13 protein-coding genes are annotated in these 17,059 nt (G+C 62.2%); 6 read left to right on the top strand and 7 right to left on the bottom strand.

Going from position 1 to position 17,059, the window contains the following annotated elements:
• Positions 1–4: 4 nt before the first annotated feature.
• Positions 5–1,159, bottom strand: a complete 1,155-nt coding sequence (gene metC, locus Q1V57_RS09305) for a cystathionine beta-lyase (protein ID WP_300529916.1) — start codon at positions 1,157–1,159, stop codon at positions 5–7.
• Positions 1,156–2,169, bottom strand: coding sequence for a cysteine synthase A (locus Q1V57_RS09300; RefSeq protein ID WP_300529914.1), 1,014 nt, complete (start codon positions 2,167–2,169; stop codon positions 1,156–1,158). Before Q1V57_RS09300 ends, metC begins: the two co-directional genes overlap by 4 nt.
• A 141-nt stretch (positions 2,170–2,310) precedes the next feature.
• Between Q1V57_RS09300 and Q1V57_RS09295 the strand changes: the two genes are divergently transcribed.
• Positions 2,311–2,895: a DUF6134 family protein gene (locus tag Q1V57_RS09295; protein ID WP_366145116.1), complete on the top strand. Its 585-nt coding sequence runs from the start codon at positions 2,311–2,313 to the stop codon at positions 2,893–2,895.
• On the opposite strand, the gene Q1V57_RS09290 is transcribed toward Q1V57_RS09295, so the two are convergent.
• Complete coding sequence (locus tag Q1V57_RS09290; RefSeq protein ID WP_300529910.1) at positions 2,892–4,370, bottom strand: deoxyribodipyrimidine photo-lyase; 1,479 nt, start codon at positions 4,368–4,370, stop codon at positions 2,892–2,894. The genes Q1V57_RS09295 and Q1V57_RS09290 overlap by 4 nt on opposite strands.
• Positions 4,371–4,457: 87 nt before the next feature.
• On the opposite strand from Q1V57_RS09290, the gene kdsA reads away from it, so the two are divergent.
• Positions 4,458–5,309, top strand: a complete 852-nt coding sequence (gene kdsA / locus Q1V57_RS09285; RefSeq protein WP_300529908.1) for a 3-deoxy-8-phosphooctulonate synthase — start codon at positions 4,458–4,460, stop codon at positions 5,307–5,309.
• A gap of 5 nt (positions 5,310–5,314) precedes the next feature.
• On the opposite strand, the gene Q1V57_RS09280 is transcribed toward kdsA, so the two are convergent.
• Positions 5,315–6,457, bottom strand: a complete 1,143-nt coding sequence (locus tag Q1V57_RS09280) for a DUF3089 domain-containing protein (RefSeq protein WP_300529906.1) — start codon at positions 6,455–6,457, stop codon at positions 5,315–5,317.
• Between the two features lie 143 nt (positions 6,458–6,600).
• On the opposite strand from Q1V57_RS09280, the gene Q1V57_RS09275 reads away from it, so the two are divergent.
• The gene (locus tag Q1V57_RS09275) at positions 6,601–7,260 is read left to right on the top strand and encodes a DUF502 domain-containing protein (RefSeq protein ID WP_300529904.1); all 660 of its coding nucleotides are present in this window, start codon (positions 6,601–6,603) and stop codon (positions 7,258–7,260) included.
• Here Q1V57_RS09275 and recG read toward each other — a convergent pair.
• Positions 7,257–9,341: an ATP-dependent DNA helicase RecG gene (gene recG, locus Q1V57_RS09270; RefSeq protein WP_300529902.1), complete on the bottom strand. Its 2,085-nt coding sequence runs from the start codon at positions 9,339–9,341 to the stop codon at positions 7,257–7,259. The genes Q1V57_RS09275 and recG overlap by 4 nt on opposite strands.
• Before the next feature lie 75 nt (positions 9,342–9,416).
• Between recG and Q1V57_RS09265 the strand changes: the two genes are divergently transcribed.
• Both Q1V57_RS09265 and mfd read left to right on the top strand, forming a co-directional pair.
• Entirely contained in the window at positions 9,417–9,710 is a 294-nt protein-coding gene (locus tag Q1V57_RS09265) for a succinate dehydrogenase assembly factor 2 (RefSeq protein ID WP_300529900.1), read from the top strand.
• Positions 9,711–9,732: 22 nt separating this feature from the next.
• Complete coding sequence (mfd, locus tag Q1V57_RS09260) at positions 9,733–13,236, top strand: transcription-repair coupling factor (protein ID WP_300529898.1); 3,504 nt, start codon at positions 9,733–9,735, stop codon at positions 13,234–13,236.
• 9 nt (positions 13,237–13,245) lie between these two features.
• Here mfd and Q1V57_RS09255 read toward each other — a convergent pair whose 3' ends face one another.
• Complete coding sequence (locus Q1V57_RS09255) at positions 13,246–14,562, bottom strand: hypothetical protein (protein WP_300529897.1); 1,317 nt, start codon at positions 14,560–14,562, stop codon at positions 13,246–13,248.
• Between the two features lie 95 nt (positions 14,563–14,657).
• On the opposite strand from Q1V57_RS09255, the gene Q1V57_RS09250 reads away from it, so the two are divergent.
• Positions 14,658–15,767, top strand: a complete 1,110-nt coding sequence (locus tag Q1V57_RS09250) for a CaiB/BaiF CoA-transferase family protein (RefSeq protein WP_300529895.1) — start codon at positions 14,658–14,660, stop codon at positions 15,765–15,767.
• On the opposite strand, the gene Q1V57_RS09245 is transcribed toward Q1V57_RS09250, so the two are convergent.
• Positions 15,764–16,987 (bottom strand): pentapeptide repeat-containing protein, encoded by a 1,224-nt coding sequence (locus Q1V57_RS09245; RefSeq protein ID WP_300529893.1) that lies wholly within the window; start codon positions 16,985–16,987, stop codon positions 15,764–15,766. The two genes, Q1V57_RS09250 and Q1V57_RS09245, sit on opposite strands and share 4 nt — an antisense overlap.
• Between the last annotated feature and the right edge of the window lie 72 nt (positions 16,988–17,059).

The raw sequence follows: 17,059 nt of genomic DNA, 5'->3' as shown, positions 1-17,059 counted from the left end.
TGGCTCAGCCCACGCTGATCGCGGCCAATCCTCGCTCCAGATCACCGATCAAATCTTCCGGGTCTTCCAGGCCGACGGCCAGGCGCATCAATGTCCCGGAATGGACGCCATCCCCGGCACTGCGCCGCAGCTGCGGATCGCAATGGATGATGAGGCTCTCATACCCGCCCCAGGAATAGCCGATACCAAAGAGTTTGAGCTGATCCATGAAGTGTTCCGCCCGCGGCACATCATCGACCAGAAGTTCAAAAGAGAACAGGCCCGCCGGTCCGGTGAACCATCGCTTATAGCGCTCATGATCTTCGTGATCGGGCCGGGCGGGGTGATAGATGCGGCCAATTTCCGGACGCGTTGCGAGCCAGTCGGCGATCTGCAGCCCAGATGCTCCGCTTTTCTGCATCCGCATCTCGAGCGTGCGCAGGCCGCGCAGTACCAGAAAGGCGTCATCGGGACTGGCGAACATGCCCAGGGTTCTCTCTGTATCGGCCAGCCGTTTGGCGGCCTGTTCAGAACCCGCGACGACTGCTCCCAGCATGACGTCGGAATGTCCGCCGATATATTTGGTCAGGGCCTGGGCGGCCAGATCAATGCCGAGCTCGAGCGGTTTCATGGTCAGGCCGGCGCTCCAGGTATCATCGATGATGGTGGTGACACCATGCTCGCGGGCGATGCTGGCAATAGCTTCGAGGTCCTGGATTTCCATGGTCAGCGAGCCAGGGCTCTCCAGCAGGATGGCCTGAACGCTGTCGTCGAGCTGGGCTTCGATATCCCCGCCAGCGCGCGAGGATACGAAGCGGACCTCAACGCCAAACCGCTTCAGGGTCTGGAGCAGGAAGCCCCGGACCGGGCCATAGATACAGTCAGCCGCCAAGACTGTGCCGCCCGCTTCAACAGCGGAGAGCACGGCGAGCGCATTGGCCTGCAGGCCCGAACTGGTCAGGGCGCAATGCTGGCCGCCCTGAAGATCGCAAAGGGCTTCGCGCAATCCCGACTGGGTCGCCATCCCGACCCGGCCATAATGTGGGCGTCCCGGCGGTGCGTTGTAGAGCTCGCCGGCGGACGGGGCCAGGATGGTCGACGCGCGCTCGACCGGAGCATTGACCAGGCCGCGTTCGCCATGGGCGCGGCCCAGGCGGGTCAGGCGAGTGGCGTCTTTCATGCGTTCGCCCCATCAAGCCAGGCCGGAACCGGCAGGTTCTTCTCGCGCAGGAAGTCCGGATTGAAGAGTTTGGACTGATAGCGCGATCCGTGATCGCACAGAATAGTGACGATGGTGTGCCCGGGCCCCATATCCCGGGCGAGGCGCATGGCCCCGGCGATATTGACCCCGGCCGATCCGCCTAGGCACAGGCCTTCCTCCTGCACCAGGTCAAAAATAATCGGCAGGGCTTCCTCATCGCTGATGCGGTAGGCCCGATCGATTTTCACGCCTTCCAGGTTGGCGGTAATACGGCTCTGGCCGATCCCCTCGGTGATGGAATTGCCCTCAGCCTTGAGCTCGCCATTGGCGTAATAGCCGTAAAGCGCGGCGCCGCCAGGGTCGGCCAGGCCAATCTGGATCTCCTCGCGCTTGGACTTAAGGCCATTGGAGACCCCGCCAATTGTGCCGCCGGAGCCGACAGCACAGGCAAACCCGTCTATCTGGCCGCCGGTCTGGTCCCAGATTTCCATCGCGGTGGTCTGGGCGTGGTAGTCGCGGTTGGCAACATTATCGAACTGGTTCGCCCAGATCGCGCCATTGGCTTCGCTTTCATTGAGTTCGGCGGCCAGTGTCCCGGAATAGCGGGCATAATGATTGGGGTTCTTGTAAGGGACCGCGTCCACCTCGATCAGCTCGGCGCCCAAGAGCCGGATCGCATCCTTTTTCTCCTTGGACTGGGTGCGCGGGAAAACGATGACGACCTTGTAGCCCAGGGCTGCACCGACCATGGCAAGCCCGATACCGGTATTCCCGGCTGTTCCCTCGACAATCGTGCCACCGGGCTTGAGCGCCCCGGAGGCCTCGGCTGCGCGGATAATGCCCAGCGCTGCGCGGTCTTTGACCGAGCCGCCCGGGTTGAGAAATTCAGCCTTCCCAAGGATTTCGCAGCCGGTTTCATCGGATGCCCGGTTCAGGCGTAATAGCGGCGTGTTTCCAATCAGATCGATGACCGAACGGGCGTGCGGCATGGGGACCTCGCGGGTAAGGGGCAAAAATGGGATGGGTGCCCGAAGGAAATTCGGGTCTGAGGTGATCCGGTTCAATAATAGGCACGTATTGCGGGTATGATCAAAACACTGCTCCTCCCCGCCACCCTTATTTTGGGCGCAATGCCTGCCTTTGCAACGGACGTCCCTGCACAAGACATCCGTTTCGACGTTTATCGCAATGGGTCTCCCTTTGGGGAGCACATTGTCCGCTTCACGCCATTGGGCAACGGCGATGTCGACGTCGATATCGAGATTGAACTTTCGGTGCGTCTCGGGCCCATCACCGTGTTCCGGTATGAACACCAGGCGATCGAACGCTGGGACGATGATGAGCTGGTGCTGATGCGCTCGCGGACGTTCAAGGATGGCGGCTGGCTGGAAGTGGATGTCGAGCGCGGTCCGGACGGCGAATTGATTTCGCTGGGTGAAATGCTGAGTGACATGATCCCGTCAAGCCATTGGCGCGGATATACGCCGGAGACCCGGACCATCCTGAACACCGAAACCGGTGAACCCATGCCAGTTGAGGTGACCGATCTGGGCTTGCGGACTATCGAGACCGCGAGCGGTCCGGTCGAGGCCCGCGGCTATCGCATGGCCGGCACGGTGACGGTGGATCTCTGGTATGACGCCGATGGCCGCTGGGTCGGGTGTGAGTTCGAGGCCCGGGGCCAACGCATCAGCTATGTGCTGCAGGACGCCTAGGCGTCGTTCTGCTTGATGGCGGCGAAGGCGTCCAGGGCGGCCTGGCGCCGCTGCTTCAGATCAATGATTGGCGCAGGGTAATTCCCGCCGATCTCAACCCCTGCAGATAATCGCATGGCCGGTGGAGCCCCGGATGGCGTGTGGATGTCCTTGCCGCGCAGACCGGCAAGTTCAGGCACCCAGCGGCGCACATAATCCCCATCCGGGTCGAATTTCTCACCCTGTGTGACCGGGTTGAAGATGCGGAAATAGGGGGCAGCGTCGGCACCTGTCCCGGCGACCCACTGCCAGCTCGTCGCATTGACCAGCGGGTCGGCATCAACCAGCGTGTCCTCGAACCAGTGCATCCCGTCCTGCCAGTGAATGCCGAGATGTTTCACCAAGAATGAGGCGGCGATCATGCGGACGCGATTATGCATCCAGCCGGTTTGCCAGAGCTGGCGCATACCGGCATCGACCATAGGAATACCGGTCTGCCCGCGGGCCCAGGCCTTGAAGGCAGCAGGGTCATCGCGCCAGGCAAAATTATCGAATTTCGAATTGAAATTCTTCCGCCGCAAATCCCCGAAATGATGGAAGAGATAATAGGAAAACTCACGCCAGCCGAGCTCGGCGAGGAATTTCTCCACGGCAGCACTTGAGGCTCCACGCGCTTCGGCGTCACGGATAGCGATCCAGATTTGCCGCGGGGAAATCTCGCCAGCCGCTAGGTGGGGTGACAGCCGCGAGGTGCCCATAATATCGGGCCGGTCCCGGTTCTCCGGGTAACCGTTGAGGGCCTCGTGAACAAAGCGGTCCAGCGCTGTTTGCGCGCCGCGTTCGCCGGGCACCCAGTGCTCATCAAACTCTTCTGCCCAATTGGGATTGGACGGGATGAGGCCCCAGTCTTCAATGGCGCTGCCATCGATATCCAGGCCCGCATCATTGATCTGCTTGGGTTCGGGGGCCAGCCGGGTGGGACGGATAGTGGTAGATGCCGTGCGCCAGAAAGGCGTGAAGACCCGGAAGGGCAGTCCGGACTTGTTGAGGACCTGGCCGGCGTCGAGCAGTGTGATCGAGCGAAAGACCCGCGGCTGGGTCCCGATCTCCATCAGACGTTGGGCCAGGCGGCGGTCGCGATCATCAATCTTGGGATCTGTAATCTGGTTCCAGTAAACATCGCTGATCGCGTGTTTCTGGGCCAGGTGCGGCAGGACATATTCTGCATCGCCCTGGATCAGATGCAGCTTCGCGCCCAGTGCGCGGACCGCCTCGCTCATCTTTTCGATCGAGCGATGCAGCCACCAGCCACTCGCCGCGCCCGGGGTTAGACGGTAGGGCGTGTTCTCCTCATGAATATAAACCAGTATGAGGGGTTGGCCCGATTGCACCGCGGCCGACAGCGCCGGATTGTCCCGGAGCCGGAGGTCTCGTCCGACCCAGACGAGGGCCGGTACTGTGGCGGAGGCGGTTGCCATGGCTTGATTGTACGTCAATAAGAACTCAATTCGTCTACGATATCGCTATGCGTCCAGATCAGATTTGATGACAGCGAAGCCAGAGATTTGCTCAAGGAGTTGGCCGTGACTGAGCTGAATGCCGTGATTTCCGTTCCCCGCCCGGGTCAAGATCCGATCGAAATCGGCAATGACCGGAAACTGGTTATGATTGCCGGACCGTGCCAGCTGGAAAGCCGCGAGCATGGTCTTGAGGTATCTGCCCAACTCAAGGAGATCGCGGATCGCCTTGATATTGGATTGATTTATAAGACTTCCTTCGACAAGGCAAATAGAACCAGCCTGTCCAGCCAACGCGGCGTCGGGCTTGAGGCTGCCTTGCCGATATTCGCGGAAATCCGTGAGACGACGGGGCTTCCGGTTCTCACCGATGTGCATACCGCAGAGCAGTGCGCCATGGCTGCCCAAGCGGTCGATGTGCTGCAAATCCCGGCATTCCTGTGCCGCCAGACCGATTTGCTGATCGCCGCGGCTAAGACCGGCAAGGTGATCAATGTGAAAAAGGGCCAGTTCCTGGCGCCCTGGGATATGAAAAACGTTCTCGGCAAGATCGCCGGCGCGGGTAATCCCAACGCGATGGCTTGCGAGCGCGGGGCCAGCTTTGGCTATAATACGCTGGTGACCGACATGCGGTCCCTGCCGATCATGGCCGGTTTCGGTGCGCCCGTGGTGTTCGACGCCACCCATTCGGTCCAGCAACCGGGCGGGCAGGGGACCACGTCGGGTGGCCAACGCGAGTTCGTTCCGCCCTTGGCGCGTGCGGCGGTGTCCATCGGGGTCGGAGCCGTGTTCATGGAAACCCACCCGGATCCGGATAATGCGCCCTCGGATGGCCCCAACATGGTGCCGCTCGATCAGTTTGAGGCGCTGGTCGCCGACCTTCTGCGCTTCGACCAGCTGGCCAAGGGCTGGAGCTGATCGGCTTATTGCGGGTCGAGCATCCGCCAACGACGCTCTTCCTGCAATATGGTTCCAAGGATCAGGCTGCGGCGCGCGGCGTCTAGGCGGATGTCCTCGTAAAACAGATTGTAAGGCGGCTCGCGGAATTCCTCCGCGATCCGGCTCGGGCGGCGCAGAAGGGCTGAGCGGGGGCGCTCGGTAAACAGCACGCCGTCAGCGCATTGGGCCCCGGTTTGGCGCGGTATCGGGGCCGGATTGGTGTCCATCGACAGATTGACCGCCGCGACCCCGCCCTGGTGCATTTGCGCCGAGGCATACTGGTTCGACGGCGCTGCGAGCAGCGGGTTGGTGCAGAGCAGGCGGCGCTCATTGACGAAGTTCAGCGTCCCGTCCGGGGTCCAGCTCATCGTCCGCTCGGTGAGAATACGGATGCGCCGTTCTTCGCTCGGCAGCACCTGCATGAACGCATAGATGCAGCGCACATCTTCCGGGGTTTCGCACGCGGGTATGCCCTCCAGGGACGTATTGAGCAGGTCGAGCGGGACCGGGTGTTCGATGATATAGGCGGTGACCAGCCGGGCCTGCATCACCGGATCCTCAGCAAAGCGGTCGATCAGTAATCGCAGGACATGCAGACCACCCTGGCCATAGCCGGACAACAGGATCGGCCGCGACGGCCCGATATCGGCGAGGAATTGATCAAACGCCCGCAAGACGTCCTGATAGGCAAACTCCCGTGCCAGAACGCCGTCCTCGCGATTATTCATGAAGGTATAAAGCGCCGCCTGGCGGTATCGCGGCACAAAGAGCGGCCCGGCGCTGGAAAATGGCGCGGCGTAATTGGGCAGGATCACACGCTCGACGGCCTGGTTGGAACTGGTCTTGTCCAGTTCCGCATTCCAATTGGCCCCGCCCGAATAGGTCGTCGGGTGAACGAAAAAGACCGCGGTTTCCAGATCATCGGAAAAGCGGCCCTGAAGATACCAGGCCTCGGCGCTGGCATAGTCCGCCCCCTCAGGCGGCTCATAGGTCTGGAAAGGTTCGCCAGGGTCCTGGAAAGTCTGATAGATCTGGTCGCGCAGGAACCAGCCGGACAGGGCGGCGAGGGCGAGAAAGCCACCGACGCTTGCAGCAATAATCCACCAGGCGATACGGATCGTGTTCAAAACTGTTTCCTCGGGCGAGTCGGCGCATGATTGCTGGCGAATTATCCAAGCGCAACCGATTGGCGGCGCTGAAGGCTTCGCTTATGGTTGCCGCGCTGCTGAGGGGCGGTTTGCGGATGTCCGCGGGGTTTGGAACGGAATAGATGCTGCGCTGGCTACGAAATAGCTTTCTTACCGGGATTATCATCGCCACGCCGCTGGGTGTGACGATATTCCTGATCATCAGCTTTGTCGGCTTTGTTGATCGGGTGGTGAAGCCGATCATACCGGCGCGCTATAACCCGGAGACCTATCTGCCGGGTGATTTCACCATTCCCGGCCTCGGTGTGGTGATCGCGGTTTTCCTGCTTACCGTGCTTGGTGCACTGGCGGCGAATTTCTTTGGCCGCTCGCTGATCGGCATGGGCGAGCGGGTTCTCGCCAGCGTGCCGCTCGTGCGCAATGTCTATGGCGCGGTGAAACAGATCGTCGAGACCGTCTTCAACGGCAAGCAGAACTCCTTCAAGGAAGTCGTGCTGATCGAGTATCCGATGAAGGGGCTTTACGTCGTCGCCTTTGTGTCTGCGGAGGGCAATGACACGCTGCGGGAGAATATTTCAGACGATGTCATTGGCCTTTTCGTGCCGACAACGCCCAATCCAACCTCGGGCTTTCTGCTTTATACGCCGCGTTCCAACACCATCCCGATCAACATGTCGGTCGAGGAAGCCGCCAAGCTGATCATTTCCTTCGGCATGGTGACGCCGGACAAGCTGCCGCAAGAGGTGAAGGACGCGCTGCCGGACGAGGTGAAACAGGCCTAGCCGGATTTCAGCAACCGGATGCCCTGGTCCTGATCGAACAGGTAAAGCAGGTGGCGCAGGGCATCGCCCGTATCCCCGGTCAGTTCCGGATCGCGCGCGACGATCAGCTTGGCCCAGTCATTGGCGAGCTCGATCAGATCGGCATGAGCCTCGATGTCGGCCAGTTTGAAGTCGGGCAATCCGCTCTGGCGCAGGCCCAGCGGGTCGCCGGCGCCACGCAGACGCCAGTCTTCTTCGGCAATACGAAAACCGTCATCGCTCTCGCGCAGCATTTCCAGCCGGGCCTGTGCGGTTTCGCCGAGCGGGGGCTTGTAGAGCAGGAGGCATGAGGACGGCTTGTCGCCACGACCGACACGCCCGCGCAACTGGTGCAGCTGGGCCAGGCCGAAGCGTTCGGCGTGCTCGATGATCATGATCGTGGCATCCGGGGCATCGACGCCGACTTCGATCACCGTCGTGGCCACAAGGACCTTGATGTCACCGCCCCTGAAGGCGTTGGCGATCGCCTCTTTCTCAGCGGGCTTCATGCGGCCGTGCAAGAGCCCGATACCCTCATCCCCCAGCGCCGCGCGCAGATAGCGCCAGCGATCTTCCGCAGCGGTGAGTTCGGAGTGCTCGCTCTCTTCCACAAGCGGACAAACCCAGTAGACCCGCTCACCCTTGGCCAGGGCGCGCCGCAAACCGTCAATGACATCATCGACCCGGTCCATGGAGATCAGCCGTGTCGTCGGCGGGATGCGTCCGGCCGGTTTTTCATCAAGACGCGAGACATCCAGATCGCCGTAGACGGCGAGGGAAAGTGTGCGTGGGATCGGTGTCGCCGTCATCACCAGCGTATCGGGCCGATAGCCCTTTGCCGTCAGGCGCAGCCGGTCCGAGACACCAAACCTGTGCTGCTCATCAATGATCACCAGACCGAGATCGGAAAACTCCACCCCCTCTTGGAACAGCGCGTGGGTGCCGCAAACAACTTCAACATCGCCGGCTGCCATCTGTTCAAGCAATTGCGCGCGGGCCTTGCCCTTGTCCCGGCCGGTCAGGGCGATGACATTGAGACCGGCGGGTTCGAGCAGGGATTTGAGCGTCTTGGCATGCTGGCGTGCGAGGATTTCCGTCGGCGCCATGAGCGCGGTCTGGGTTCCCGCTTCGCTGGCCCGCGCCGCAGCCAGGGCGGCGACAAAGGTTTTGCCTGCGCCAACATCCCCGTGCAGCAGTCGGGTCATCCGCTCAGGCAGCGCCATATCCGCCTCGATCTCGGCAAACGCGCGTTGCTGGGCTCCGGTCGGCTGGAACGGGGCATGTTTGAGCAGAGCAGCGACCTTGTTGCCCTTGCCCTGCAGTGCCCGGCCGGACTGGCGTTTGCGACGGGCCCGGACCAGCTGAAGCGCCAGCTGACGGGCGAGCAGCTCGTCAAAGGCCAGGCGTTGCCGGGCCGGAAACTCCGGTTCCAGCTCGCTCGCACCATCCGGATTGTGAAGGGCTTCCAACGACTCTTTGAATGCAGGCCAGGCCCGTTCCGCCTTCAGGTCGGTATCAATCCATTCTGGCAGGTCCGGCAGAAGTCCCAAGGCCCCGGCGATGGCTTTGCGGGCGGTCTTGCCGGTCAGACCGGCGGTGAGCGGGTAGACGGGCTCCAGTAAAGATGTGCCCGCAGCCTCCTCCTGCGTCATTACCAGATCGGGATGCACAATCTGGATCTCCGATCCGAAGCGTTCGGCCTTGCCGGAGACGATACGCGTCTGGCCTACGGGGAGAAGCTTGCTGAGATAATCCCCGCGCGGATGGAAATAGATCAGGTGAAGAAAACCGGTCGGATCATAAAGCCGGACCTTGTAGGGCTGGCCCTTGCGGCGGGCCGGGAAATGTTCCTCGACCTGCGCTTCGATCGTCACAATCTGCCCCTCGGGTGCATCCGTGATCGAGACCTTTTGGCGACGGTCAACCAGCCCGGTTGGCTTGAGCCATAACACATCCTTCACCCGCGGCCCGGTGAGCTTGGCCAAGAGCGCAGCCAGCCGCGGGCCAATGCCGGGCAGGGCAGTGACGTCCTGAAACAGGGGGAAGAGGATTTCCGGTCGCATCGGCGTGCACTTTATCGTGCGAAACGCGCTGCGCCAGTGCTCGACGCGGCCCGGAAGCGGGACTATATCGCTGGCATGAGTGAAACGATCGAACACAAGCGCAAGAAACTGCGGATCCGTGCCTGGCGCCGGGGTTTCAAAGAGGCCGATCTCATCCTGGGTCGATTTGCCGATCAGAATCTGGACGCCATGTCCGATGAGGCGGTTGTCGAATTCGAGCACCTGCTCGACCAGACCGATGCGGATCTGTATGCATGGATCATCGGCCGGGAAGCGACGCCGGCGCAGTTTGACGGCGATGTCATGCAGGCGCTTAAACGTTTCCGGGTCGACGAGGACGCCGAGTATGGCGATGGTCCGAGACAGTAAGCTGTTCAGCTAGAAAAAAGACATGACGGATTTGGACATGATCGCCCGCGCCAAGGGACAGGCGCGGGTCTGCGGCGTTCCGGAAGGCCTCGATGCGCTTGTCTTTGCCGACAGTGCAAAGCTTCGCGGCGGTCTCAACGTTTTCATTGCCCGCGATGATTCCCGTGCTGCAGCTTTTGCAGCCGCGCTTGAGTTTTTTGCTCCGGAAATTGACGTGCTGCGGCTACCGGCCTGGGACTGTCAGCCCTATGACCGGATTTCCCCGTCTCCCAGGGTCGCAGCACGGCGCGCCGCGACGCTTGCTGAAATCGCCAATTATTCCGGTGATGCCACGCGGTTTGTCGTTACCACCGTCAATGCGGTCACCCAACGCTGTGCCCCGGTCGAGATTATGCGCGGTGCTGGCCAGCGCATCCGGCCCGGCAATCAGGTCGACACCGAAGCCCTGAAGGCGCATTTCGCGGCGAACGGCTATGCCCGTGCGACCACGGTGATGGAACCGGGCGACTATGCTGTACGCGGCGGTGTCATTGACGTTTTCCCGCCGGGTAATGAAGAGCCCGTGCGCCTCGACTTCTTCGGCGACACGCTCGAATCAATCCGCGCCTTCGATCCGGAGACCCAGCGCTCAACGCGGCAAATGACCGAACTGGTCCTGACGCCGGTGAGCGAGGTTCTGCTGGACGAGAAAAGCATTTCGCTGTTTCGCGGCGGCTTCGTCAAAACCTTCGGGGCGGTGCAGCATGGCGACCCGGTGTATGAGGCGGTGAGCGCCGGCGCGCGTCCCGCCGGGGTCGAGCACTGGTTGCCGCTGTTTTACACGCAGACTGCCAGCGTTTTCGATTATCTCCCGGATGATGCCCTGATCGCCGTCGACCCCTTGGCGCGAGAGGCCTTTGACGAGCGTTTGAGCCAGGTCGCGGACTATTTCGAAGCGCGTCAGATCGCAGCCGGGCAAACTCATGACAATGCCTTGTCTGCTCCGGCCTACCGGGCACTTGACCCCTCGGCGCTGTATTTCGCCGAAGCCGATTGGGACGCGGTGCTGGACGGCCGGACCGTGCGGCATTTCTCGCCCTTCAGCGAACCGGGTGAGAATACGGTTGATGTCGGCGGCAAGCAGGGGCGGGTTTTTGCAGCCGAGCGGACGGCTGAGAACACCAATGTGTTCGATGCGGTGGCCAGCCATATCAATCTTCTCAGGGCAGATGGCAAACGGGTTGTGCTGGCTGCCTGGAGCCTCGGCGCATCGGAGCGGATGGCCAGTGTCCTCGGAGATCATGGCGTCAAGAATATCGCTCTGGCCGATCGCTGGTACGATATCTCGACCCATGGCGACAAAGCGGTCAGCCGGGCGGTGTTGCCGCTGGAGCGCGGCTTTGAGACCGAGGAACTCGCCGTCCTGTCCGAACAGGATATCCTCGGTGACCGGCTGGCACGGCCGCGCAAGCGCCGCAAGAGTGCCGATGTCATTGTCGAGGCCGGGGCGCTAACGCCCGGCGATCTGGTCGTTCATGCCGATCACGGGCTGGCGCGCTTCCTGGGGCTGAAAACCCTGCCCGTGCAGGACGCACCGCATGACTGTATCGAGCTGGAGTATTCCGGCGGGTCCAAACTCTTCCTGCCGGTCGAGAATATCGAACTGCTCTCGCGCTATGGCTCTGACAATGAGACCGCCCAGCTCGACAAGCTCGGCAGCGGCGCCTGGCAGGCGCGCAAGGCCAAGGCCAAGAAACGCCTGCGCGACATGGCGGATGAGCTGATCAAGATTGCCGCCCAGCGTCTTTCGCGCAGTGCGCCCTCGATCGAGTCCGCGAGCGGGCTCTATGACGAATTCTGTTCGGCCTTTCCCTATGCAGAGACCGATGACCAGCTCAACGCGCTGGAAGACGTCATGGGCGACTTGGCCAAGGGACGGCCGATGGATCGCCTCATCTGCGGTGATGTCGGTTTCGGGAAAACCGAGGTGGCGCTGCGCGCGGCTTTTGTCACCGCGATGTCCGGTCAGCAGGTGGCTGTCATTGCGCCGACGACCTTGTTGGCACGCCAGCATTTCAAGACCTTTTCCGACCGGTTCCGCGGCTGGCCGGTCAAGGTGCGTCAGCTCTCGCGTCTGGTTGGCAGCAAGGAGGCCAAGGAGACCAAGGCGGAGCTGGCCGAGGGGCAAGTCGATATCATTATCGGTACCCACGCCCTGCTCGCCAAATCGATCAAGTTCAAGGATCTGGGGCTCCTCGTCGTCGACGAGGAACAGAATTTCGGCGTCAAACACAAGGAAGTGCTCAAGGCGCTACGGGCCAATGTCCATGTCCTGACCCTGACCGCGACTCCGATCCCGCGCACCTTGCAGCTGGCGCTCACGGGTATCCGCGATCTCTCGATCATCGCCACCCCGCCGGTCGACCGTCTCGCCGTGCGCACCTATGTGACGCCGTTCGATGCGGTGACCATTCGCGAGGCTTTGCTGCGTGAGAAGTATCGCGGCGGCCAGGCCTTCTTCGTGGTGCCGCGGATTGCCGATCTGGAAGAGATCGCAAGCTTCCTGCGCGAGAGCGTGCCGGAAGTGAATTTCGTCATCGCCCACGGCCAGATGCCGCCCTCGACCCTGGAAGACATCATGACCGCCTTTTATGAGGGGCGTTATGATGTGCTGCTATCGACCACGATCGTCGAGAGCGGGATCGATATCCCGACCGCCAACACGCTGGTGGTACATCGTGCAGACCGGTTTGGCCTGTCGCAGCTTTACCAGCTTCGCGGTCGGGTGGGGCGGTCAAAAACCCGCGCCTACGCCTATCTCGCTACGCCAGCGCGGCAGAAGATCACCGAGGGAGCCGAGAAACGCCTCAAAGTGCTGCATTCCCTGGACACGCTGGGCGCCGGTTTCACCCTCGCCAGCCATGACCTCGATCTGCGCGGCGGCGGCAATCTGCTCGGTGAGGAACAATCCGGCCACATCAAGGATGTCGGCGTCGAACTTTACCAGAGCATGCTGGAGGAGGCGGTGGCATCGCTGCGGGATGGCGGCGATGCGGAGGAGGACGGTGACTGGTCGCCGCAGATCAATGCCGGCGGCGCAGTCTTGATCCCGGATCATTATGTCCCCGATCTCGACATCCGCCTGCAGCTCTACCGGCGCCTGTCATCGCTTGAGAACAAAACCGAGCGCGAAGCCTTTGCGGCCGAACTCATTGACCGGTTCGGTCCTTTGCCGGAAGAGGTGGAGACCCTGATGCGCGTGGTCGCGGTCAAGACCTTGTGCAAGCGGGCCGGGGTCGAAAAGGTCGATGCCGGACCGAAGGGCGCAGTCATCCATTTCCGCAAGGATCGCTTTATCGATCCGCCGGGCTTGATTGCGCACATCCGCGAAAATGCCGGTCTGTTCAAGGCGCGGCCTGATCACAAACTGGTTCTGCGAACGGCCTGGGATGCGCCGGAAGATCGTTTGCGGGCGATCGAAAAAGCTATGGCACCGCTGGCGGATATCGCCATGCGGGCCAAACAGGCGGACAGCGAGACGGTCTAGGGCGTCAGATCAGGCCTGGGCGCGCAGCACCGGGCGAAGCTGCAGGGCACGCAGGCCACGTTCCAGCATGGCTTCTGCGGTCTCACCCGGCCGCGGCGTGATCCCGGTTGCGCGAACGGCCAGGCGGAAGGGCTGAAGCGGATCTTCGCTTTCAAATGCCGTGCATTCGGCGATCGCCGAAACGCGGGCCGCGACGCAGTCGACACCCTCGGCCTCGGTCAGCGGCAAGACTGCAACGAAATGATCCTCGTCGATCCGGGCTGCTGCATCTTCGCTGCGCAACAGGTGGCGAAGCATGGCGGCAAACTGGCGGCGCGCCTTTTCCGTCGAGGCGAGATCCGGCTGATGCGCCTCCTCGGGAACTTCCGTGCGCAGAACCAGCAGCGAGAAGCCGAGCTCGTCGCGCTCAAAGCCGACCAGCAAGTCCTGCAGGTGCGAGGTCAGGAAGCCGGGATGGAAGAGGCCGGTTTCAATGTCCAGCGTGCGCGGATCCCGGCACGCTTCAAGCGCCGCCTTGGCCTGGCGGCGGCGACGGCGCTCCGCAGCAAGGGCGAGCACGCGGTCGCGCATTTCATCATCCGTCGTATCCGGCGGCAGAATATCGGAGACGCCACGGGCAAAAGCCTCTTCGGCGGCTTCCAGATCATCATCATCGGACAGCAGCAGGACCGGTGTGTGATAGAGCCGGGCATTGCGGCGCATGGCCGAACTGATGGTGAAAGCGGTATCGCGCTTGCCACTGGCATTGAGCACAACGGCATCGAAACTGCGTTCATGCAGATAGTCGAAGGCTGAATAGGAGGAGAAGGCCGCGACCACTTCCGCGCCGGTTTCGTCCATGGCGTGTTGCAGCGACATGAAGCGCGGCGAGGCATCGCCGACATACAGGACGCTGGACTTGCTCTCGGTCCGTTCCGCTGCCGTGTGACGCTCGCCGTAAAGCGCTGTTACATGGGCGCGGCGCTGGGCCACCAATTCCATCGTCGACAGACGGAAGAGGGCGCGGGCGCGGGCGGCAATCTGGGCCGGCAGGGCCGGTTCGGGAATCCAGGCATCAACACCCGCAAGTCCGGCAATCTCCGAGGGGCCAACGACGATCACCGGGCGATGGCCCGGCGCAAAGCTCTCAAGGGCTGCGTGCGCCTGCGTCACGGTGTCAGCGTCATGAGCAAAAATGATTTCAGCGGCATAGAAACGGGACTTGCGGGCCGGCGGCGTGTCCTCACGGATCACGCGGGCCCGAAAAGCCAGCCGGTCCAATTGTTCAACAATCCCCCGGGCGCGCTCCGCCGCGCCATACACAAGGACGTCCAACTCGCGTCCCATATGCCCCCCTGTCGCCCCTGAAGACGAATGCTTGTTTCTTGAGTTTGTCACAAATGCCACGTTTCTGAAACCGCCGAATCGAGAAGGATGCGCGTATGAAACCTCAAGGACCTCTAAAAGGCGTTAAAGTCGTCGAATTTGTTGGGCTTGGCCCGGCACCCTTCTGCGCCATGATGCTTTCCGACATGGGTGCAGACGTGATCCGTATCGACCGGCCCGGAGCGATGGGCGGCGGTGCAGCCGATGTCCTCGGTCGCGGCCGGCGTTCGATTGCACTCAATCTGAAAGTCGATGCAGACAAGGCGGTTTGCCTCGATCTCATCAAACAGGCCGACATTCTGCTTGAGGGCTACCGGCCCGGTGTCATGGAGCGGCTCGGCTTCGGACCGGACGTTGCGCTCAAGGCCAATCCCAAGCTCGTCTATGGCCGCATGACCGGGTGGGGCCAATATGGACCGCTGGCCCATGCTGCTGGCCATGACATCAATTATGTCTCCCTGTCCGGCGCACTCGGCGCCATTGGTACGCCGCAAACCCCGGTAATTCCGCTCAACCTGGTTGGCGATTTCGGCGGCGGTGCGATGTATCTCGGCTTTGGTGTCCTGGCCGCGCTGACCCATGCCCGCACGAGTGGGGAGGGGCAGGTGGTCGATGCCGCTATCGTCGATGGTGCAGCCTCGCTGATGGCATCGCAGTATCAGCTCAAGGCGCTGGGTCTGTGGTCGAATGATCGCGGCACGAACCTGCTCGATGGCGGCGCCCATTTCTACGCCGTCTATGAGTGTGCCGATGGCAAGCACATTTCCCTGGGCCCGCTCGAGCCGGAATTCTACCAGCTGTTCTGCGAGAAAGCGGGAATTGACCCGCAGGAGATACCGGCGGACTGGTCCGGACGGGGCTGGGATGAGGCCAAGGCGAAGTTTGCGGCTCTGTTCAAGGAAAAGTCACGGGATGAATGGTGCACCCTGCTCGAGGGTACCGACGCCTGTTTTGCCCCTGTGCTGAGCATTGATGAGGCGGCCGAGCACCCGCACATGGTCGAACGGGCCTCTTTCACGGAGATTGATGGCGTGCGTCATCCCTCACCAGCACCGCGTTTCTCCCACACGCCGGGAGCGATCCAGGGCGTCGCGGCCGTGCCGGGGCGTGACACCGATGAAGTGTTGGCCGACTGGGGCGTTCAGCGCCCGGCGACCGCAGACTAGCCAATCAGGCTTTTGGACAGATCAGCGCCGGACAATGCGCCGGCCTGGTCCTGTTCAAAGCGGGCATAGGCGAGATCGGCATCGCTGGTATTGATCGCATCCAGGGCGGCGCCTTCAAATCGCGCATAGCGGCAATTGGCTCCGCTCAGGCGCGTCGGCAAAACCCGGTCCGCCTGCAACGTCAGGCCGGACAGCTTGGCGCCGCGTAGATCAGCGTGGGTGAGCAGAGCGCCGCTGAGATCGGCGCCGCGGAGATCTGCGCCGCGCAGGTCGCAGGCTCTCAGATCGGCTTGCTGAAGCCGTGCGCCCTGCAATTCAGCACCGCGCATGTCGAGGCCGGAGAAATTCGCGCCGGGTGCGGGCAGGGCGGTGAGGTTGCGCTCGGCCAGTGACCCCGCTTCGCGCATGTCCATGCCGGCGAAATTGGCCGGTGCACCATCCCGGCCATTGCTGCGGCAGAGTTTCTCGTGGTCGCGCAGTTTGGAACTGAGCGGTCGCGGATCATCATCGGGCTCGATTGCCGCCGCGCTGACCGCGTCGGGCAGGGCGCCGGTCTGCATGCCCTCGGTCTTCGCCAGATCCGTGCGCACCTGGCTTTCAAGCGCGCCGCGCAGATCAGCATTGCTGAGATCAGCACCGGCAAAATCCGTGTGGGCCAGCACCGCATTGTGCATCACGGCTCCGGCCAGATTGGCGCGCATCAGGCGGGTGTTGTTGAGATTGGCGTCGGACAGGTCCGCACCTTCCGCATCTGCGCCGGCAAGCCTGGCGAAACTCAGATTGACCCCGCCGAGGCTGGCCTGGGTCAGCCGCGTGGCCCGGGTTTCGCTGGCTTCTCCGTTTTTGCCCATCCGGGTCAGTTCACGGAAATCGGCATTCTGGCACTGGCTGGCCGAGAGATCCGCCTCGCTCATATCGCAGCCACGCATATCGCAGCGTTCCAGACGGGCGCCGATCAGCCGGGTCTTACTGAGATTGGCACCGGAGAGATCGGCATCGGTGAGATCGGCGCTGGTAAAATCACAGCCGCTGAGATTGGCATTGCGGAAGCTAGCCTCGCGCAAATCCGCGCCGGCAAAGCTTAAACCGCTCAAGTCTTCATCATCGAAACGGGCGTGAAATCCGCCCTTGCCGGCGAGCACGCGGGCGTGTTCACGGCAGCGCGTGTCGATCTCGGATTGTTGTTTCGAAGCTCCGGGGAGCGCGGCAGTAGCGGTCATTGCAGAATCCTGTTGCCTGAACCTGTGCCAGAAACAGATGGATACAAGGTGAACGCGGCTTGACCATAAGGC

Origin of the sequence: Maricaulis sp., assembly GCF_030149425.1 — a bacterium.
GTDB lineage: Bacteria > Pseudomonadota > Alphaproteobacteria > Caulobacterales > Maricaulaceae > Maricaulis.
Note: the sequence above shows the minus strand (reverse complement) of the source record. Positions and strands in the feature narration are given on the sequence as shown.